General features: G+C 69.7%; 28 protein-coding genes. 22 read left to right on the forward strand and 6 right to left on the reverse strand.

The features are described 5' to 3' along the window. Positions 1-102: 102 nt before the first annotated feature. Positions 103-528: a hypothetical protein gene (locus AB5J55_RS34985; protein ID WP_369274442.1), complete on the forward strand. Its 426-nt coding sequence runs from the start codon at positions 103-105 to the stop codon at positions 526-528. Here the strand turns inward: AB5J55_RS34985 and AB5J55_RS34990 are convergent. Continuing rightward, a complete protein-coding gene (locus AB5J55_RS34990) occupies positions 510-1,340 on the reverse strand; it encodes a helix-turn-helix domain-containing protein (protein WP_369274443.1) in 831 nt (276 codons plus the stop codon). The two genes, AB5J55_RS34985 and AB5J55_RS34990, sit on opposite strands and share 19 nt — an antisense overlap. A gap of 30 nt (positions 1,341-1,370) precedes the next feature. Here AB5J55_RS34990 and AB5J55_RS34995 point away from each other — a divergent pair, with 30 nt between their 5' ends. From AB5J55_RS34995 to AB5J55_RS35005, 3 genes are all read left to right on the forward strand, one after another. Beyond that, positions 1,371-2,459 (forward strand): ADP-ribosylglycohydrolase family protein, encoded by a 1,089-nt coding sequence (locus AB5J55_RS34995; RefSeq protein ID WP_369274444.1) that lies wholly within the window; start codon positions 1,371-1,373, stop codon positions 2,457-2,459. Between the two features lie 89 nt (positions 2,460-2,548). After that, the gene (locus AB5J55_RS35000) at positions 2,549-2,851 is read left to right on the forward strand and encodes a 4a-hydroxytetrahydrobiopterin dehydratase (protein WP_369274445.1); all 303 of its coding nucleotides are present in this window, start codon (positions 2,549-2,551) and stop codon (positions 2,849-2,851) included. 5 nt (positions 2,852-2,856) lie between these two features. Continuing rightward, a complete protein-coding gene (locus tag AB5J55_RS35005; protein WP_369274446.1) occupies positions 2,857-3,600 on the forward strand; it encodes a class I SAM-dependent methyltransferase in 744 nt (247 codons plus the stop codon). Here AB5J55_RS35005 and AB5J55_RS35010 read toward each other — a convergent pair. Beyond that, positions 3,569-4,045 (reverse strand): hypothetical protein, encoded by a 477-nt coding sequence (locus tag AB5J55_RS35010; protein WP_369274447.1) that lies wholly within the window; start codon positions 4,043-4,045, stop codon positions 3,569-3,571. The two genes, AB5J55_RS35005 and AB5J55_RS35010, sit on opposite strands and share 32 nt — an antisense overlap. Further along, positions 4,042-4,539, reverse strand: coding sequence for a hypothetical protein (locus tag AB5J55_RS35015; RefSeq protein WP_369274448.1), 498 nt, complete (start codon positions 4,537-4,539; stop codon positions 4,042-4,044). Before AB5J55_RS35015 ends, AB5J55_RS35010 begins: the two co-directional genes overlap by 4 nt. Positions 4,540-4,578: 39 nt before the next feature. On the opposite strand from AB5J55_RS35015, the gene AB5J55_RS35020 reads away from it, so the two are divergent. Both AB5J55_RS35020 and AB5J55_RS35025 read left to right on the forward strand, forming a co-directional pair. After that, positions 4,579-5,535, forward strand: coding sequence for a helix-turn-helix transcriptional regulator (locus tag AB5J55_RS35020; RefSeq protein WP_369274449.1), 957 nt, complete (start codon positions 4,579-4,581; stop codon positions 5,533-5,535). Positions 5,536-5,575: 40 nt separating this feature from the next. Next, a complete protein-coding gene (locus AB5J55_RS35025) occupies positions 5,576-7,450 on the forward strand; it encodes a rhamnogalacturonan lyase (RefSeq protein WP_369274450.1) in 1,875 nt (624 codons plus the stop codon). A gap of 57 nt (positions 7,451-7,507) precedes the next feature. Here the strand turns inward: AB5J55_RS35025 and AB5J55_RS35030 are convergent, their stop codons facing one another. From AB5J55_RS35030 to AB5J55_RS35040, 3 genes are all read right to left on the reverse strand, one after another. Further along, a complete protein-coding gene (locus tag AB5J55_RS35030) occupies positions 7,508-8,770 on the reverse strand; it encodes a tyrosine-type recombinase/integrase (RefSeq protein WP_369274451.1) in 1,263 nt (420 codons plus the stop codon). 151 nt (positions 8,771-8,921) lie between these two features. Next, positions 8,922-9,368, reverse strand: a complete 447-nt coding sequence (locus tag AB5J55_RS35035) for a hypothetical protein (protein ID WP_369274452.1) — start codon at positions 9,366-9,368, stop codon at positions 8,922-8,924. Between the two features lie 162 nt (positions 9,369-9,530). Next, complete coding sequence (locus AB5J55_RS35040) at positions 9,531-9,971, reverse strand: hypothetical protein (protein WP_369274453.1); 441 nt, start codon at positions 9,969-9,971, stop codon at positions 9,531-9,533. A gap of 288 nt (positions 9,972-10,259) precedes the next feature. Here AB5J55_RS35040 and AB5J55_RS35045 point away from each other — a divergent pair, with 288 nt between their 5' ends. From AB5J55_RS35045 to AB5J55_RS35120, 16 genes are all read left to right on the forward strand, one after another. Next, on the forward strand, positions 10,260-10,496 hold the full coding sequence (locus AB5J55_RS35045; protein ID WP_369274454.1) for a hypothetical protein: 237 nt from the start codon (positions 10,260-10,262) through the stop codon (positions 10,494-10,496). Between the two features lie 4 nt (positions 10,497-10,500). Next, positions 10,501-10,803, forward strand: coding sequence for a helix-turn-helix domain-containing protein (locus tag AB5J55_RS35050; protein ID WP_369274455.1), 303 nt, complete (start codon positions 10,501-10,503; stop codon positions 10,801-10,803). Positions 10,804-10,938: 135 nt separating this feature from the next. Then, on the forward strand, positions 10,939-11,139 hold the full coding sequence (locus AB5J55_RS35055; protein ID WP_369274456.1) for a hypothetical protein: 201 nt from the start codon (positions 10,939-10,941) through the stop codon (positions 11,137-11,139). Beyond that, entirely contained in the window at positions 11,136-11,390 is a 255-nt protein-coding gene (locus AB5J55_RS35060; protein WP_369274457.1) for a hypothetical protein, read from the forward strand. The genes AB5J55_RS35055 and AB5J55_RS35060 overlap by 4 nt, the downstream gene beginning before the upstream one ends. Beyond that, positions 11,387-11,599 carry a hypothetical protein gene (locus tag AB5J55_RS35065; RefSeq protein WP_369274458.1) on the forward strand — a complete coding sequence of 71 codons (213 nt, stop codon included), beginning with the start codon at positions 11,387-11,389 and terminating at the stop codon, positions 11,597-11,599. Before AB5J55_RS35060 ends, AB5J55_RS35065 begins: the two co-directional genes overlap by 4 nt. Beyond that, the gene (locus tag AB5J55_RS35070; protein ID WP_369274459.1) at positions 11,592-12,143 is read left to right on the forward strand and encodes a hypothetical protein; all 552 of its coding nucleotides are present in this window, start codon (positions 11,592-11,594) and stop codon (positions 12,141-12,143) included. Before AB5J55_RS35065 ends, AB5J55_RS35070 begins: the two co-directional genes overlap by 8 nt. Further along, the gene (locus tag AB5J55_RS35075) at positions 12,140-12,748 is read left to right on the forward strand and encodes a hypothetical protein (protein ID WP_369274460.1); all 609 of its coding nucleotides are present in this window, start codon (positions 12,140-12,142) and stop codon (positions 12,746-12,748) included. Before AB5J55_RS35070 ends, AB5J55_RS35075 begins: the two co-directional genes overlap by 4 nt. 1 nt (position 12,749) lies before the next feature. Beyond that, positions 12,750-12,950, forward strand: a complete 201-nt coding sequence (locus AB5J55_RS35080) for a hypothetical protein (RefSeq protein ID WP_369274461.1) — start codon at positions 12,750-12,752, stop codon at positions 12,948-12,950. After that, the gene (locus tag AB5J55_RS35085) at positions 12,950-13,255 is read left to right on the forward strand and encodes a hypothetical protein (protein WP_369274462.1); all 306 of its coding nucleotides are present in this window, start codon (positions 12,950-12,952) and stop codon (positions 13,253-13,255) included. The genes AB5J55_RS35080 and AB5J55_RS35085 overlap by 1 nt, the downstream gene beginning before the upstream one ends. A 115-nt stretch (positions 13,256-13,370) precedes the next feature. Next, positions 13,371-13,580, forward strand: a complete 210-nt coding sequence (locus tag AB5J55_RS35090) for a hypothetical protein (protein ID WP_369274463.1) — start codon at positions 13,371-13,373, stop codon at positions 13,578-13,580. A gap of 8 nt (positions 13,581-13,588) precedes the next feature. Next, a complete protein-coding gene (locus AB5J55_RS35095) occupies positions 13,589-14,044 on the forward strand; it encodes a hypothetical protein (RefSeq protein WP_369274464.1) in 456 nt (151 codons plus the stop codon). Positions 14,045-14,138: 94 nt separating this feature from the next. Beyond that, complete coding sequence (locus AB5J55_RS35100) at positions 14,139-14,588, forward strand: hypothetical protein (protein WP_369274465.1); 450 nt, start codon at positions 14,139-14,141, stop codon at positions 14,586-14,588. A 108-nt stretch (positions 14,589-14,696) separates the two neighbouring features. Beyond that, positions 14,697-15,239: a hypothetical protein gene (locus AB5J55_RS35105; protein WP_369274466.1), complete on the forward strand. Its 543-nt coding sequence runs from the start codon at positions 14,697-14,699 to the stop codon at positions 15,237-15,239. Between the two features lie 140 nt (positions 15,240-15,379). Further along, complete coding sequence (locus tag AB5J55_RS35110; protein WP_369274467.1) at positions 15,380-15,532, forward strand: hypothetical protein; 153 nt, start codon at positions 15,380-15,382, stop codon at positions 15,530-15,532. Next, positions 15,529-16,389 (forward strand): PD-(D/E)XK nuclease-like domain-containing protein, encoded by an 861-nt coding sequence (locus AB5J55_RS35115; RefSeq protein ID WP_369274468.1) that lies wholly within the window; start codon positions 15,529-15,531, stop codon positions 16,387-16,389. Before AB5J55_RS35110 ends, AB5J55_RS35115 begins: the two co-directional genes overlap by 4 nt. Then, a complete protein-coding gene (locus AB5J55_RS35120; protein ID WP_369274469.1) occupies positions 16,386-17,204 on the forward strand; it encodes a hypothetical protein in 819 nt (272 codons plus the stop codon). The genes AB5J55_RS35115 and AB5J55_RS35120 overlap by 4 nt, the downstream gene beginning before the upstream one ends. Positions 17,205-17,224: the final 20 nt, after the last annotated feature.

Consider the following 17,224-nt stretch of genomic DNA (forward strand, 5'->3'; position numbering starts at 1 on the left):
AGTCACCGGATCCCGGGCCGGCGCACTCCGGCCCGGGATCCGGGCCCGCGCATCTCTACTCGACCTGTAGCTCAACCCGACCTCGACGGAGGGTGATTCGTCATGTCCGCCACCTCGCTCACCGCGCTCGCCCGGACCTCCGACCCGCAGACCGTGCTGCGCCGCTTCCTGGCGCTGGACGCGGTGGTGACGGGGGCGAACGGGCTCGCCTACCTCGCCGCCTCCGGTCCGCTGGGACGGCTGCTCGGGGTCGACAGCACTCTGCTGCTCGCCCTCGGTGCCTTCCTCACCGTGTACGCCGCAGCCGTGGGCCTGCTCGCCTCCCGTCCCCGCCCCGCCGCGCTCCCGGTCCGTGCCGTGATCGAGGCCAACCTCGCCTGGAGCGTGCTGAGTCCGGCCGCCCTCGCACTGTGGCTGTCGCCGTCCACCGCGGGTGGCGTGTGGACGGTCCTGCAGGCACTCACCGTCGCAGGGTTCGCCGTGCTGCAGCACCTGGCCCTGAAAGCCCGTCAGGGCAGCAGCGACTGAAGGTACTTGACCGTCGCCGGGTCGGCCGGGAGCAGCGTCTCGATGGCCAGCTCGGCGACGGTCACGTCCATGGGGGTGTTGAAGGTGGAGATGGAGGAGATGAAGGACAGCACGCGGCCCTCGTGCTCGATCTGCATCGGCAGCGCGAAGTACGGGACGGGTTCGGCGGGTGCGGCGCCGGGCCCCTCCTCCGGAACCGGGTAGGCGGCCACCTCCTCGTACAGCGTGCGCAGCGGCTCGGAGCGGTGCAGCGCGATCTGCCGCTCCATCTGCGCGAGGAGATGGCCGCGCCACTCGCGCAGGTTGCGGATGCGCGGTGCGAGGCCCTCCGGGTGCAGGGTCAGCCGCATCGCGTTGAGAGGGGGCTCGAGGAGGTGCTCCGGGATGCCGTCGAGGATCATGAGGATGCCCCGGTTGGCCGCGTGGACGTTGTACATCGCGTCCACGACGAGAGCCGGGTAGGGCTCGTAGCCCTGGATCAGCTGTTCCATGCCCGCGCGCAGCGCGTCCAGTGCCGGGTCGTCCAGCGGGGTCTCCGGATAGCGCGGCGCGTAGCCCGCGGCCAGCAGCAGCGCGTTGCGCTCGCGCACCGGCACGTCCAGGTGCTCGGCAAGCCGCAGCACCATCTCCTCGCTCGGCCGCGAACGGCCCGTCTCGATGAAGCTGATGTGCCGCGCCGAGGAGTCGGCCCGCAGCGCCAACTCCAGCTGGCTGACCCGCCGTTGCTCCCGCCAGACCCGCAGCAGCGGGCCGACGCCCGGGCCGGAGGGGGTGCCGACGGGCTCGGTGCTGCCGGACGGGACAATGGTCATGAGTACGACCGTAGCCGAGGAGCGCGCCGAATGAACGAGCCGTGGATGTCGTCCCTGGCGGGCGAGGCCGTGTACCGCGCCCGGGTGCGTGGCTGTCTGCTCGGCGGGGCCCTCGGGGACGCGCTCGGCTATCCGGTCGAGTTCAGCTCGCTGGAGCGGATCCGCGCCGCCAACGGAGAGCGCGGGGTGACGGGACTCCTGTTCGCCGGGGACAGCGACGTGGCCCGCATCAGCGACGACACGCAGATGACCCGCTTCACCGCCGAGGCGCTGATCCAGGCCCACCGACGGGAGCGGCTCAAGGGCATCGGCGGCGGGTGGGCCCTGCTGGTGCGCTGGGCGTACGAACGCTGGCTGGAGACCCAGCGGCACCCCGGACCCGAGCAGGCCGCACCGCCGCAGAGCGGCGCGCCCGAGGGCGGTCTGATCACCCAGGCCTGGCTGTACGCCCGCCGGGCTCCCGGCAACGCGTGTGTGTCCGGGGTCGCCCAGATGTACGCACCCGATCCCGGGCTCGCGCTCGACGGCAAGCCCGGCGAGGTCAACCCCGACTCCAAGGGCTGCGGCGCGGTGATGCGCTCGGCACCGTTCGGCCTGGTGGACTCCGCCGACGGCGCCTTCGCCATGGCCGCCCGTGCCGCCCAGATCACCCACGGTCACCCCACCGGCTACTACGCGGCCGGCGCGCTGGCCGCGATCGTGGCGCACCTCGTCGCGGGCGACTCCCTGGAGGGCGCGGTCCTGCGCACGCTACGGCTGCTGGCCCGCCACTCCGGCCACGAGGAGACGTCGGCCGCGCTCGCCGAGGCCGTCGACCTGGCCGGGCAGGGCGCACCCACGGCGGAGAAGGTGGAGACCCTGGGGGAGGGCTGGGTCGCCGAGCAGGCGCTCGCCCTCGGGGTGTACTGCGCGCTCGTCGCGCCCACCGTGCAAGACGCTCTGCTGCTCTCCGTCAACCACTCCGGCGACAGCGACTCCACCGGCTCCATCTGCGGAAACCTGTTGGGCGCCAGGTACGGCGACCACGGTCTGCCGCACGAGTGGGTGGAGCGCGTCGAGGGCCGGGCGCAGATCGCGGCGCTGGCCGACGACCTGGCGGCCGAAGGCGTGCGGCGCTGACCCTGGGGGAACCCGTCTGACCAGGGCCGCCGCGCGCAGGCTGTGGCAGGCTGAAGACGAACCCCTCCCGTGCAGGAAGGAGCGAGGCCATGCCCCTCGAACCGCTGTCGCAGAAGGAGATCGAGGACCGGCTCGCGGAGCTGCCGGGCTGGACGCTCGACGGCGACCGCATCGCCCGCTCCTACCGGCTCGCCTCGCACTTCGCGGCCACGGCGATGGTCGTGCACATCGCCCAGGTCCAGGAGGAGCTCGACCACCACTCCGACCTCACCCTCGGCTACAACACGGTGTCCCTCACCGTGAACACCCACACCGTGGGCGGCGTGACCGAGCGGGACTTCGCCCTCGCCCGCAGGATCGAGGAGCTCGCCCCCGGCCACGGGGCACAGTGAGGCGCGTGCTCGACTACGACAAGGAAGCCGAGCGGTACGACGCCTCGCGCGGCGGCGAGCCCCGGGCGGCCGCCGCGGCCGAGGCGGTGCTGGGCCTGCTGCCGGACGGGACCCGGCGGCTGCTCGACGTCGCCTGCGGCACCGGCATCGTGACGCGGCGGCTCGCCGCCGGGCGGGACGGTCTGTCCGTGACCGGCGTCGACCTGGCGCCCGCCATGGCCCGGCAGGCCGCCACCCGCCTGCCCGGCGCCGTCGTGCTCGCCGACAGCCGCCGGCTGCCTTTCCCGGGCAACCGCTTCGACGCCGTCACCAGCGTGTGGTTGCTGCATCTCGCGCAGTCCGACCAGGACGTACGGACCATCGTCGGCGAGTGCGCCCGCGTGCTGCGGCCCGGCGGGGTCTACGTCACCACGGTCGACAAGGGCGCCGCGCACAACGTGGGCAGTGACATCGACGCCGTGATGGCCTCCCGCCCGCCCGGCCCGGCCCGGGACGCGGCGGACCTCGTCGAGTCGCACGCCCTCGGCCACGGCCTGGTCCCGGCCGGCGGGGCCGGCTTCACCGGTCACGGCCAGGGCCGCAGCCCCCGCCGAACGGTGGCCGACCTGCGCCGGGGCTGGTTCGTCACTGTGCCGCCCGGCGGCACGCTCGCCGAGGGTTTCGTCGCCCGCCTGGCGAAGCTCCCGGACCAGGACCGGCCCCGGCCGGACCCGGTGTTCACGCTCCGGGCGTTCCGGAAGACCGAGTGAAGTCCATGGTCCAGTTGGTCAGCCAGGTCTCACCGCCGTCAGTGGAGAACGCCTGCTCCCAGCGTGCCGTGGTGGCCGAGATGCCGGACCAGACGAACCGCACTCGTACGTCCTTGCCGTCGTGGGCGTCGTCGCCGTGGAAGGCGCCGCGTTCGCCCTCGAAGCGCCCGAACACCGGTGGGAACAGCTTGCCGGTGCGGCTGGAGGACCAGGTCAGCGACCACTGCTCGGTCTCCCGGTCGAAGAGCCGCAGCGTCAGCCCCTTCGAGCCCAGGTGCGGCATGTCGACCTCGTCGATGTTGGCGGCGCCGTCGAACAGCGGCCGGCAGCGGCTGGTCGCCGGGAACTCCTCCCAGTCGCTGTCCGGGTCGAGGAAGTCGGTGCGGCGGCGGTTGACCACGTCCCACTCGCCGTGGAAGAAGTCGAAGTCGTGCGGGCTGCTCATGTGCGGTCTCCAGTGGTGCCGTCGGGCAGGGAATCGGCCAAGTAGGCCGTCAGATCCGGGACTTCGGGCGCGAGCATGTGCCGCACCCAGGCGTCCCGTTCGTGCAGGATCGGCGGGAGCTCCCAGACGCAGCCGATCCACGGCAGGTCGGGTGTGATGAAGTGCGTCGGGTCGTTGTCGGGGCAACCGAGCACCGGCTGTCCCGCCGACGCGCCCTTGAAGTGCAGGACGTTGTCCCACACCCAGCTGTAGGCGTTCAGGTAGGCGCCGCCGTCGCCGCCCCGGTGCAGGACCACGAACGTCGCCGGGGGAGTGCCGTCCGGCTCCGGCAGCAGCTCCGGCAGGATCGCGTACGCCGCCTTCTCGACCTCGGGCGCGATGCCCACCGGGTCGGCGGTGACGTGGTAGCGCTTGATGTGCCGCCCGGCCACCTCGATCGGCGGCGGTGCGGTCAGCAGTTTCTCGGTGAAGGCGGGTGTCTCCGTGAGGGCCATGGCAGGACGCTAGGACCGCTTCCCTGACATCCTGTGTCAGTGAAGTCAAGCCGACTGGTCTCGATCCTGCTCCTCCTCCAGACCCGGGGCCGGATGACCGCCGCCCAACTCGCCGAGGAGCTGGAGGTGTCCGTCCGCACCGTCTACCGGGACGTGGAGGCGCTGAGTGCGGCCGGCGTGCCGCTGTACGGCGACGCGGGCCACGCCGGCGGCTACCGCCTGCTCGACGGCTACCGCACCCGCCTCACCGGGCTCACCGCCGACGAGGCCGAGGCCCTCTTCCTCGCGGGCGCCCCGGGCCCCGCCGCCCAACTCGGCCTCGGCTCCGTCCTGGCAGCCGCCCAGCTCAAGGTCCGCGCCGCCCTGCCCGCGGAACTGCGCACCCACGCCGACCGGATCAGCGGCCGCTTCCACCTCGACGCACCCGGCTGGTACGCCGACGCCGACGAGACGCCGCACCTCCCCGCGGTGGCCGACGCGGTCTGGAACAGTCGTGTCCTGCACGTCCTGTACCGCCGCTGGCGTGAGCCCACGGACGTGGAGCGGCGCCTGGAGCCGTACGGGCTCGTCCTCAAGGCGGGCCGCTGGTACGTCGTCGCGGGCCCCGGACCGCGCACGTACCGGGTCGACCAGATCCTCCAACTCACCTCGACCGACGTGGAGTTCACGCGCCCGGCCGACTTCGACCTGCCCGCGTACTGGACGGCGTACCAGCACGACTTCCGCGACCGCCTCCGCCGGGACGAGGCGGTGGTCCGGCTTGCGCCCGGCGTGGGACTCGCCGGGCCGGTGAAGGGCGACGCGCACCCGGAGGAGGACGGCTGGACGCGGGTCACCGTCCCCATCGAGTCCCTCGACCACGCCCACGCCGAATTCCTGCGCCTCGGCACCGGCATCGAGGTGCTCCAGCCACCCGAACTGCGCGAGCGGATCGCCCGGACGGTGGCCGAACTGGCCCAGAGATACGGCAACTTCGACACGGACGGCGGCGACTGAGGGAGCGGAACCCGTCCGTCCTCCCGAGGAGGTACGTCACGTGCAGCACCCGCGCAAGCACCGCAGACGCCGGGCCGCGGTCGCCGCGACCCTCGCCACCGCAGCCCTGGCCGCCGCCGGACTCACCACCCTGAACGGCGCCGGCACAGCCGAGGCCGCCACCGCCCGCCAGGTCGAGAAGCTGGACCGCGGGGTGGTCAGCGTCCACACCGCCGACGGCAACCTGGTCAGCTGGCGCTGGCTCGGCACCGACCCGAACGACGTCTCCTTCAACGTCTACCGCGCCGGCACGAAGGTCAACTCCACCCCGATCACCGGCTCCACGAACTACTTCCACGCCGGCGCCCCCGAACAGGCCGACTACACCGTCCGCGCCATCGTCAACGGAGTCGAGCAGGACGACTCGGTCCACGCCGTCCAGTTCCGCCCGGGCTACAAGGACGTCCCGATCAGCCCGCCGGCCGGCGGTACGACGCCCGACGGGGTGGCGTACACCTATGAGGCCAACGACGCCTCCGTCGGCGATCTCGACGGCGACGGCGCCCTCGACATCGTCCTCAAGTGGCAGCCCACCAACGCCAAGGACAACTCCCAGTCCGGCTACACCGGCAACACGATCGTCGACGGCATCAAGCTCGACGGCACCCGGCTGTGGCGCGTCGATCTGGGCCGCAACATCCGCTCTGGCGCGCACTACACGCAGTTCCAGGTGTACGACTACGACGGCGACGGCAAGGCCGAGGTCGCCATGAAGACGGCCGACGGCACGCGGGACGGCACGGGCACGGTGATCGGCAGCTCGTCGGCCGACCACCGGAACTCGTCCGGCTACATCCTGTCCGGTCCCGAGTACCTGACCATGTTCAACGGCCAGACCGGCAAGGCGATGGGGACGGTGGACCACGTCCCGGCTCGCGGCACGGTCTCGTCCTGGGGCGACTCGTACGGCAACCGGGTCGACCGATTCCTCGCCGGTACCGCGTATCTGGACGGCTCCCGTCCCTCCCTCATCATGGCCCGCGGGTACTACACCCGTACGGTCATCGCCGCCTGGGACTGGCGCAACGGCAGCTTCACGCGCCGCTGGACCTTCGACACCAACTCCTCCACCAACAGCGGCAAGGGATTCGACGGACAGGGCTCGCACAGCCTGTCCGTCGGGGACGTCGACGGGGACGGCAGGGACGAGGTCGTCTACGGCTCGATGGCCGTCGACGACAACGGCAACGGCCTGTGGACCACGAAGACGGGCCATGGCGACGCCCAGCACCTGGGCGACCTCGACCCCGCCCACACGGGCCTGGAGTACTTCAAGGTCTCGGAGTCGACCGGCCAGCCGGCCGAGCTGTACATCAACCCCGCCAACGGCACCGTGAACTGGAAACTCGCCGCCTGCTGCGACAACGGCCGGGGAGTCGCCGGGGACATCTGGGCGGGCAACGACGGCGCCGAGATGTGGTCCGCGTCCGACACCTCCGTCCGCGACGAGGCCGGTGCCACCAAGGGCCGCGAGCCCTCCTCGGTCAACTTCCTGTCCTGGTGGGACGCCGACCCCGTCCGTGAACTCCTCGACGGCACCCGCATCGACAAGTACGGCACATCCTCCGACACCCGCCTGCTCACCGGCTCCGGAGTTTCCTCCAACAACGGTACGAAAGCCACGCCCGTCCTGTCCGGCGACATCCTCGGCGACTGGCGCGAGGAGGTCGTCTGGCGCACGAGCGGCAACACGGCGCTGAGGGTCTACTCGACGCCGCATGAGACGAACACGAGGATCACGACCCTGCTCCACGACCCGATGTACCGCACGGGTCTGGCCTGGCAGAACACGGCCTACAACCAGCCTCCGCACCCGAGCTTCTTCATCGGCGACGGCATGGCTGCGGCGCCCAGGCCGATGGTCTACACGCCCTGAGCTTCTGACCTGGGGAAACAGCTCCCGGTGCCAATCGAAGCGGCGGTCGGTTGGCGGTCACAACCGATCGCCGCTCTCATGATCCAAGTCGCTGGGGAGGATCTGGGGAGATCCATTTTGAGAAGGATCCTCGGGTGCCTCATCCGCCTCGGCGAGCTCGCCGGTCATGAACCGCCCGATGGCAGCCCGGCCGCAGCTACCGGACTTCGGCATGAAGTGCACGTAAGTCCTCAGCGTGAACGCCGGATCACTGTGCCCCAGCCACGCAGCCAGCTGAGTAATCGCCTCACCCTCGGCCAGGACGACGCTAGCGAAGGTGTGCCGCAGAACGTGGAAGCCGAACTCACGCGGCATCTCCCACTCCTCCTTGCGCCACGGATTCGCGCCCTTCTTCGGTTCCACCATGGTCACCGTCGGCGGAGGGATGAGGCCGGCGTCGCGCAAGGCTGGTTTCCACTGCCGGTCGTTGAATGTGTCCCTCGTGACGGCCCCGCCATTGACGCCGTCCTTGAACTGCGTAGTGACCAGCAGGCGTACCGTGCGCTTGGGGCGCTCCTCCCAAGCCAGGCTCGGCCGGTCAGGATCGACCCACGGCAACGTCACCTCGACGGTGGGAAAGCGGTTGGCGTGCTCCTTGATGGCTTCCGCCAGCTCGGGCGCGCACGGCGCTACCCGCTCCTTGTTGCCCTTGGGCGGCGCGAATGCGAACCGGCCTTTCACCTTGATGATCTGCCGGACCACGTTGATGTCCTCGCCGTCGACATCGTCAGGCGAGAAGCCGAACGCCTCTCCCTGGCGCAGGCCGGCACCGACCGCGAGGTCTGCGAGGATCCGATACTGCTCCGGGAGGGCGAGCCGCACGGAGCGGACCGCTTGCTGCTCCCAGGCAAGCGCCTTGGACTTGGGCAGACGGGGCGCCTTCAGGTCGTCGTCGCGGAACGGGTTCACCGGGACACGCTTGGCCTTGTGTGCGGCCTGCATGATGGTGGAGAAGTGTGCCCAGGTGACCACGACAGTGCCCACGTCGATCCGTTGCTCTGCCCACGTCTGCCAGGCCCGGATCTCCTCAAAGCCGATCCGGTTCACCGACAGAGCGCCGGCGTAGGGGAGGATGTGGTTGGAGATCTTCGACCAGACGGACGCCTTGGTGGTGGGCGGGTAGCGGGTGGTCGGCCACCAGTGAATACGCACGTAGTCGTCCAAGGTGATGGACCCGTCGCGAGGGTCGTACCACTCGCCTCGGCCGCTGTCGGTCTGGGCATCAGCGAGCCACTTCTTCGCGGCGGCCAGCTTGCCGTCAGGGAACGACCTGGACCGCACGCCCGGGATGCCAGTGACCTTGTACCGCTTGCCCTGGCCGTGCCGGTCGGTCGGGACGCGCGTCGGCTTCTTCTTGGGGTCGTCGGGGTCGGGCGGACCCTTCTTGTACCACCGATCTTCGACATATCCGGGCATGGCCGCCCCCGTTCGTTCAGACCTTGCTCATGGGCTCCGGACTGTTGTCGATGATCTCACCGGCGTACATCTGGAACCAGCGCCCGCCGGCGAGTTGCTCTTCGGTGGCCGGGTTCATGGCGGCGGCGAACTGCTCCGTATTGAACGCGGGCGAGACGTAGATGGTGATGAGACCTTTCCGTTCGCCCATGGCGACGTCCCCTTCAGGGGCGCGGGGGTCGATGCGATACACGACGCGCAGGGGGCAGCCGGGGGTTTCGCGGGAGACGATCTCGTCCGCCCACAGCTGGAACCAGTGTGACGTGGCGAGGAACTGGTCCACCTCGACGTTCAGCTGTCGGATCACGTCTGGGAGAGGCGCCCGCCTGTCCACCCGGACGCGCACTCTCCCGCGGTCTTCGTCGATCTGAGCAAGTCTGCCCGGCGGCAGGTCCTCGACGGCTATGTAGGCGACGTCCAGCATGAGTCCTCCCCAGGTGCAACGGTGCACTCTCAGCCAGAACGGCCTGATGTGCACGGTTGGTGCAGGGTACGTCTACTGAGAGTCGTCAACAACCGGTTGAAACAAAGTCTACAAAGGGACAACGGCGGTCGACGTCCGCTGAAATCCGTGACGGAACGTCAACTACTGACCCTCGGCCTCGCGTTGGGCCTTCTCGTCGGCCTCGATCATCATGCGCCAACGCAGCAACTCCGCCCGCGACTTGCCCGCAAGGTGGCCGACGATGATCCGCACCTCGGCGTCGTAACCGCTGAGCTCCGTGGCCTCGTACTGAAGCCACTGCTTGGCCGTGGCCTCCTGGATGAGCGAGAACCGCTTCCCGAGTGCTGCGGCGATGGCGCGCATCATGGGCACGGTGGGCGGGTTGGCCGGTGGGTTCTTGACGATGCGCTGCAGGTAGGGCTTGGAGACGGTCTCGCCGGACTCAGGGTCGACGGCGCGGTCGGCGAGTCGCTGGTACGAGTCGCCCTTGTCGAGTGCGTCCTGGATGAGCTGGGAGAGCGCGCCGATGGGCGACGCCTGGTCGGCCGCGCCGGGCTCCGGGGCGGTGGCCGGCACCGTCATGTCCTCGTCCTCTCGTGGCACATCAACACCGACTGTCTCTAGGTGTACGCGTGGGCGTCGGAAAAGTAGCAGCTCAGTCCATACAACCATCGCGCGATGGAGACGAATCGTCTACAGATCAATGGTATCGCGCCAAGATCTTTGCCGATTCCTAACGCTGAATCGTCCAGTTCTGTAGACGATTCGTCTCTGTCGTGCTTAACTCGTCTCATCAAGGCCGCTCCGCACCCGGGGGAACCATTGAGCCGTAGATACACACTCCGCGATGCCGAAAAGTTCCGCTGGATCATGAAACACCCTGGTCGTGGCGTCCCATACGGCTACGACAGCCTGGCGGAAGCCAGCGGCTGCGGACGCGGCCTGATCGAGAAGCTCGCGAAAGGCAAGCAGCAGACGGCAGACGTAGAAGCCGCCCACTCCCTAGTGGAGGCCCTCGGCGTCGCCCTGCTGGTCCTCTTCGCGCCCTCAGCGTCTCCAGAACTGGACGACACGTCTCTCGAAACGCCCCCCACCAAGAAGGAGTAAGCCAGTGCACAACAGGAAGGGTCCCCGCCCCAGCCCCCCGAAGGGCTCCCTGTGGATCGAGGATGCCGCTGCCCACCTCGGGCTGGAGCTCACCACGCTCCGCAAGTGGCGCCTCCTCGGCAAGGACACGGTCCTCGGGATGCCCGGCTACAAGGTCGGCCGGTACGTCGCCTACAAGGTGGCCGACCTCGACGCCTACCTCGACCGCCAGTACCAGGCGGCCGTCACCCCGGACGCCGGCCGCATCCACGACTCCCGCCCGCCGGAGCCGCGCATCTCACGCAAGCCGGCCCGCGCTGCCGCCTGAGAGCGGCAAAAGACCCCAACCGCCGGTTCGCACACCGGCAGCCGGGGCCCCGCGGCCAAGGCCGCGCGATCCACCCACACCATCCGTGAACAGAAGGGCAGACCGTTGTCCACATCATCCCAGACCCCCCGTCCGATGCCGAAGCCGAAGGCGCCAGTGCTGACGCCGGATCAGAAGGCCCGCGCGATCGACCAGCGCAACAAGGAGGCCCGGAAGGGGCTTCGCGGTGTGGCTCGTCTCAACGCCAAGACCGTTGCTGATGCCGAGGCCCGAGTCGCTCGACACTTCGGCCTGGCCGAGCTGACGCCGCCCAAGCCCAAGGGCGGTACCCGGTGAGCGCCCCGATCCGTATCCCGGTCCCGGCCGCGGTGGGCGTCTTCAACGCCATGCACGGCGCGCAGCACGTCGTCGAGGCGACGCTGCTGAAGGACGACGCCGAGCGTGAACTCCGCCGCTTCCGTGGCCCGCTGCTCTCGGTCGAGGACCAGGGCGACCGCGAGACCGTGCTCGCCGACTGGCACCGCGCCGACAAGGTGCTGGCCGCCACCGCGCTCCGGCCGACGCAGGCGACGGGGGTGCTGTCATGAGCGCCCCGACGAAGCCGATCGCCGCCCTGGACGTGCCGACTGCCGCGGTTGAGGCGGACGTTCGCCTCCAGCAGCTGCTCGCGGCCCCGCCCGCCGGACACACCGCGATCCCGCAGCCGAACGACTGGTACGAGGCCGTCTTCGACCTCCTCGCCTGCACCCACCCCGAGAGCTGCACCTGCACGCCCGAGGAGACGTCCCGTGGCTGAGACGAAGGCGTGGCCGTTCGGGACGGACGCCATCCAGGACGACCCGCTGACCGCGATGCGGATCCCGGTCGTCACCAGCTTCAACCCGCGCTGGTGCTACGTCGCCGCGTATCTCGGTACGAGCGCCGACACGGGCAACACCTTCGACCCGCCGTGGCCGTTCGCCAGCGCTGAGCGGCCGACGGACGCCGAAGCTCAGATGCTCGTCTCCTACCTCCAGGAGCACCGGCACTACTGGTTCGGCAACGAGGGCTACGCCCGAAAGATGGACCAGCGCCCCCTCGACATCGACTCGGGTTGGAACACCACGGTGTTCATCAAGTACGGGGCCGACGACTGGGGTTACCGCCGCTGCTCGTGGACCTATGGGCCGACGTTCGTGCCTGGGCCCCCCGGCTCCGACAGTCGTGCCGCCGTCGGTCAGCACTCACTGGAGCAAGTCATGGACCGCATCCAGGCCCACGGCAACGAGCCCTCGCCCCGCTGGCAGCAGTGGAAGGCCAACCACCCCAACATCTTCCCCGCCAAGGAGGCGTCCCGGTGAGCAACGACTACCCGGAGATCGCGGCCCGGTTCGCCCGCGACACCGCCAAGCACGAGATGACCGTCCTGCATGACGACGGCCTGTACCGGCACCTGAAGTTCGCGGACCCGTCCGGCGGCTTCTACCGCTTCGACATCGTCACGTGGCCGCACAACCTGTTCCTGCGCGGCGACGGCTTCTCCTTCGGCTTCGCGATCTACCCGACCGAGGACATGTTCGACATGTTCCGCGGGTCTCGCAGCGGCGGCATCAACCCCGGCTACTGGCAGGAAAAGGTGACTGCCGGGCAGGTGAAGGACTGGTCTGAGGATCTGTTCCGGGCCTGGGTGCTCGACGAGGCCGGGAAGGTTGAGTCTCGCTTCCCGGGCGCCGTCGAGGCTGTCGGCAAGCAGATCCTGCACTCGGACGAGCACAGCCTGGAGTTCCAGGGCACGGCTGAGTACGCGCTCGCCAACTTCCGCCACGGCGACTTCCGGCTGCGCTTCCCGAACGACTGGGAGAAGGACTTCCAGGACTGGTCGTGGGAGTTCCTGTTCGCCTGCCACGCCGTCCTCTTCGGCATCGACCTGTGGGACTCCGTCCGGAAGACGGCGGAGGTGGCCTGACATGGCGACCGTCATCGATCCCCGCCCGCTGGCGGACTTGGAGCAGGACGCGGTCGCCCGTGTCGAGCAGGAGATGGCCCGCCGCGCGCGGGGCGTGAAGCCGTGGACGACGGCCGAGTACGTCGACCGCATCGAGCAGGTCCACGTCCGCTACAACCACCGCCGCCAGTGGCTGCGCACCCACGAGCAGGAGGTGGCGTGATGGTGACGCTGTCCGTGACCCGCTCCCGTGTCGCCGCCGTCCTCAACCGGGCCGCTGACGGCTTCAACACAGAGCCGTGGGATCCGTACCTCAACCCTCTCCTCAACGCTATCGACGCCGCGGCCGGCTTCACGCCGGGCAAGAGCAGCCGCGACGCCGAGGACACGTCCATCTCCGCCTGGGACGCACTCGCCGTGCACCTCGGCGACCAGTGGCCGGGCGACTGGGAGCGCGAAGCCGGCCGCAGCCAGGCCGACATCGTGGACGCCCTCCGCGCCACCGCAGCAAAGGCGGTGGCGGCGTGATGGGCGAGCTCAGGGACTTCGCCATCTGGGCGATCTACGTCGGCTTCATCCTCTGGGCTGCCGCAGCAGCCTGGCGGCGAGCCAGCCGGCGCTACGACCAGCCGGGAGAGGAGCGGTGACCGCCCCGCTGCCGTCGCCGCGCCTGTCCCCGACGGCAGGGATGGCCAACGCCCTCACCCGGTTGGCGATCCGCAGGCTCACCGCCCGGGTCGCCGAACTCCGGCAGCTGCTCGGCAGCGAGACCGAGCTCAACCACCAACTCCGCACCGCCGCCGGCTACCGCGAGACGAAGGCCGCCGGATACATCGACCGCAGCGACATCTAGGGGACCCAGTGACCGAGACCTACACCCTGCCCCACGCCCCGTACATCGAGGCCGTGGAAGCCGCCCTGACCGAGGCCAAGATGGAGCCCGAGCAGGCCGACGCCTTCGTCGAGGACTCCTACGACGTCGCCTACCTCCGCGGCATCATCACCCTCACCCCGGCAACGTCCGACATCCCCGACGACCGGCACCGGCACGGCCTGATCCTCATCTGGGACTGGCACACCGGCCGCGACAAGTACTACGACCGCGGCCCCATCTGGCAGTGGGCCCGCCTCAACGACGACGGCTCCAACCGAGACCCCGAGCCACTGCCCGTGCCCGGATGGGTCGCCCCCGCAATGCTCGCTGGCGCCGTAGCCACCCTCGCCCACACCGGCACCCCGACGCCGATGGCCACCCCGTGGCACGAGCACCTGCGCGCACCGGTCCAGGCGGCCATCGAAGCGTGGGAGCAGCAGTGATCTACCTCGCCCCGTTCGTCCTCGTCGCCCCGCTGTTCCTGCTGCTGGCCGGCGAGCGCATCTCCGCCCGGATCCGAGCCCGCCAGGAGGGGGAGTGAGCACCCTCACCGACCTGCTGCCCGTCCGCTTCGGCCTCTTCGACCGGGCGCCGCGCCAGCCGAAGCACAGCGCCCCCGCCGAAGTCGAGCGGCTCCGGCGGAAGCTGACCTGGGCCGACCTCCTCGTCAAGACGCAGCAAGTCCAGATCGATGACGCCGAAGCCAAGCAGCTGGCAGCTGAGGAACTGGCCGTCAAGCAGCAGGCCGACATCGAAGACCTGACCGCCGAACGCGACCACTGGCGGGACAAGGCTCTCGCCCTGCAGGCCCGCTTCGGTCCGCAGCTTGCAGCCGAAGCCAACGCCAACCGCATCACCGTCCCGGCCATGCAGCGGATCGGTGCCGACCAGGACACCCAGTCGATCGACGTGACCACCCTGCGCGAGGCAGCCGCAGCCGGCCGACTCGGAGCGGTCCGCGATCCCGGCCAGGCCGTCACCCAATGACGACCGGCTGGCCGGTGCACCCTCCCGGCCAGCCGGCGCCCAAGAAGAAACCCCGAGCGATGGAAGCGCCCGGGGATCCGACACCAGCATCCCACGGAGGGATTCCCAATGATCGGTGAGACCACCGAGTACACGATGATCGTCCACGGTCAGCAGAAGCACACCATCCCCGACGCCGTCTCGGCGGCGCCCGGACTGGTCGTCTTCCGAATGCCCGCCATCCAGTCGCTGAACAACCCCGCCCGCTGGCGGATCGGTCACCACAGCGGCCTCGCCATCGCCGAAGCGATGCGGCGCGAAGACGCTTTCAAGGGCGTCGCCATCCTTGCCGAGTCCGGCATGGACTGGACCCAGGACGCCGCCGACCTCAAGGAAGCCATCAGCGACAAGACGGCCCGCGACCTCTACGCGAAGCTGTCCTACGCGTGGTGCGACGAGCCCGGCAGCCACTACATGCCCGGCGACGTCACCCACAACGGCACCTACACGGATGCCGACATCGAAGCCGCGGCGGCCGAGTACAAGGCCGACGGGTTCAACGCTCTCGACGTCATGTGCGCGATGACGCACAGCGTGCCGTGGATGGGCCTCGACACCGACGACTTCAACGAGGCGCACAACCGGGTCGTCGAACTCGCCGACGCCGACTAGCCAGCCGCCTACCCACAGCCACAGACCGCGGCGCGTCGAGCTTGCCCCAACTCCGCGCCGCACCCCAGGGCCGCCAGCCCTGCACCACCCCCAGGTCGGGGCTGGCGGCCCATCCATCAGCACACCCTGGACGGAGTCACATGAGCACCACAGGCACCACAAAGCATGTCGCGCCGCTGGCGTGCACCCGCTGCGGCGACGAGAGCGGGCCGTTCACCAAGGACGGACTCTGCGAGGACTGCGAGCCCGAGGTTGCCAGCGCCCTGCGCGGAACGCCGGAGGCCAGCAAATGACCGCCGCCGTCGAGGCGCCGGCCCTTGGCCTGCACGAGGACTTGTCCAACGAGGACTACCACGCCGATAAGACGTCGCTGTCGTCGTCCGGGGCCCGGAAGCTGCTGCCGCCGTCTTGCCCCGCCAAGTTCCGCTATGAGCAGGACAATCCGCAGCCGTCGTCCAAGACGTTCGACTACGGCAACGCCGCCCACAAGAAGGTGCTCGGTAACGGGCCCGAGTTGGTCGTCATCGAGCACGACGCCTGGACCACCAACGACGCCAAGTCCGAGGTTGCGGAGGCCCGTAAGCGCGGGGCCATCCCGCTGAAGCAGCACGAGATGGACATGGTCGACGCGATGGCCGAAGCCATCCGCAAGCACCCTCTCGCCGCCGCACTCCTCGACCCCGCCTACGGCGCACCCGAGCAGTCCGGGTTCTGGATCGACGAAGCGACCGGGATCCGCCGCCGCGTCCGCTTCGACTGGCTGCCGTCCATTCAGTCCGGCCGCCTGATCATCCCCGACTACAAGACGGCCGCCGACGCCAGCGAAGAAGCAATGCAGAAGGACATCGCCAAGTACGGCTACAACCAGCAAGCCGACTGGTACGAGGACGCCGCCCGCGCCCTGGACCTGGGCGGCGACGACGCCGAGATGCTCCTGATCGTCCAGGAGAAGAAGCCGCCCTACCTGGTCAACGTCATCGGCTTCGAGTTCTTCTCCCGCGAGATCGGCCGCGCCAAGAACCGGGCCGCCATCGAGAAGTTCGCCGAGTGCACCGCCTCTGGCCACTGGCCCGGCTACGCCGACGACAACCCGAACTACCTCGCCCTCCCCGGCTACGCCGAGAACCGCGACAAGGAGATCTACCTGTGAACTTCCCCGCCCAGCAGCAGCCCGCCAGTCGTATTGGCCAGTCCACCGCGATCGAGATGTCGCGCGCCGAGGCCGAGGTGAAGGCCGCGGTCTTCATCGCCCAACAGAGCCCGCGCAACATCGAGGCAGCCCAGGCCGAGATGCGGTTCGCCTGCGCCCAGTACGCGCTCGCCGAGAAGGCGTTCTTCTCCTATCCGAAGGCCGGCGAGACCATCTCCGGCGCGTCCATCCACCTCGCCCGCGAGATCGCTCTGATCTGGGGCAACGTGCAGCACGGCACGATGGAGCTCTCCCGGGACACCGCGCTCGGCCAGTCCGAGATCCTCGCCTACGCCTGGGACCTGCAGCGCAACTCGCGCTCTTCGCAGATCTTCATCGCGCCGCACATCCGCGACACCCGTAGTGGCAAGAAGAACCTGACCGATCTGCGGGACGTGTACGAGAACAACGCGAACCTGGGGGCCCGCCGGCTCCGCGAGGCCATCTTCGCGATGCTGCCCGCCTGGTACGTCGCCGAGGCCATCCAGATCTGCGAGGACACCCTCAAGCGCGGCAACGGCCAGTCCGTCGAGCAGCGAGCCGCCGAGGCCGTCACCAACTACGGCCGGGTCGGCGTCACTCAGAAGCAGCTGGAGACGAAGCTCGGCCGCCCGCTCGCCGACTGGGACGAGTCGGATGTCACCAAGCTCCAGATCATCTTCCAGTCCGTCGCTAAGGGCGAGATGACCCGCGACGAGGCGTTCCCGCCTGAGCACATCACGGGCGCCGAGATCCGCAGCAAGCACGAGAAGAAGCCCGGCGACGCCCAGCAGTAGCCCGCACACGCGAACGGCCG

This window comes from Streptomyces sp. R11 (assembly GCF_041051905.1).
In the GTDB taxonomy this organism is placed as follows: Bacteria; Actinomycetota; Actinomycetes; order Streptomycetales; family Streptomycetaceae; genus Streptomyces.

Excerpts from the sequence above, each read along its gene's own strand:
- AB5J55_RS35000 (WP_369274445.1), top strand. The coding sequence starts at position 2,549 with ATGCCCCTCGAACCGCTGTCGCAGAAGGAGATCGAGGACCGGCTCGCG.
- AB5J55_RS35045 (WP_369274454.1), top strand. The coding sequence starts at position 10,260 with ATGAAACACCCTGGTCGTGGCGTCCCATACGGCTACGACAGCCTGGCG.
- AB5J55_RS35105 (WP_369274466.1), top strand. The coding sequence starts at position 14,697 with ATGATCGGTGAGACCACCGAGTACACGATGATCGTCCACGGTCAGCAG.
- AB5J55_RS34990 (WP_369274443.1), bottom strand. The coding sequence starts at position 1,340 with ATGACCATTGTCCCGTCCGGCAGCACCGAGCCCGTCGGCACCCCCTCC.
- AB5J55_RS35115 (WP_369274468.1), top strand. The coding sequence starts at position 15,529 with ATGACCGCCGCCGTCGAGGCGCCGGCCCTTGGCCTGCACGAGGACTTG.
- AB5J55_RS35040 (WP_369274453.1), bottom strand. The coding sequence starts at position 9,971 with ATGACGGTGCCGGCCACCGCCCCGGAGCCCGGCGCGGCCGACCAGGCG.
- AB5J55_RS35015 (WP_369274448.1), bottom strand. The coding sequence starts at position 4,539 with ATGGCCCTCACGGAGACACCCGCCTTCACCGAGAAACTGCTGACCGCA.
- AB5J55_RS35035 (WP_369274452.1), bottom strand. The coding sequence starts at position 9,368 with ATGCTGGACGTCGCCTACATAGCCGTCGAGGACCTGCCGCCGGGCAGA.
- AB5J55_RS34995 (WP_369274444.1), top strand. The coding sequence starts at position 1,371 with ATGAACGAGCCGTGGATGTCGTCCCTGGCGGGCGAGGCCGTGTACCGC.
- AB5J55_RS34985 (WP_369274442.1), top strand. The coding sequence starts at position 103 with ATGTCCGCCACCTCGCTCACCGCGCTCGCCCGGACCTCCGACCCGCAG.
- AB5J55_RS35085 (WP_369274462.1), top strand. The coding sequence starts at position 12,950 with ATGGTGACGCTGTCCGTGACCCGCTCCCGTGTCGCCGCCGTCCTCAAC.
- AB5J55_RS35110 (WP_369274467.1), top strand. The coding sequence starts at position 15,380 with ATGAGCACCACAGGCACCACAAAGCATGTCGCGCCGCTGGCGTGCACC.
- AB5J55_RS35065 (WP_369274458.1), top strand. The coding sequence starts at position 11,387 with ATGAGCGCCCCGACGAAGCCGATCGCCGCCCTGGACGTGCCGACTGCC.
- AB5J55_RS35080 (WP_369274461.1), top strand. The coding sequence starts at position 12,750 with ATGGCGACCGTCATCGATCCCCGCCCGCTGGCGGACTTGGAGCAGGAC.
- AB5J55_RS35010 (WP_369274447.1), bottom strand. The coding sequence starts at position 4,045 with ATGAGCAGCCCGCACGACTTCGACTTCTTCCACGGCGAGTGGGACGTG.
- AB5J55_RS35055 (WP_369274456.1), top strand. The coding sequence starts at position 10,939 with ATGCCGAAGCCGAAGGCGCCAGTGCTGACGCCGGATCAGAAGGCCCGC.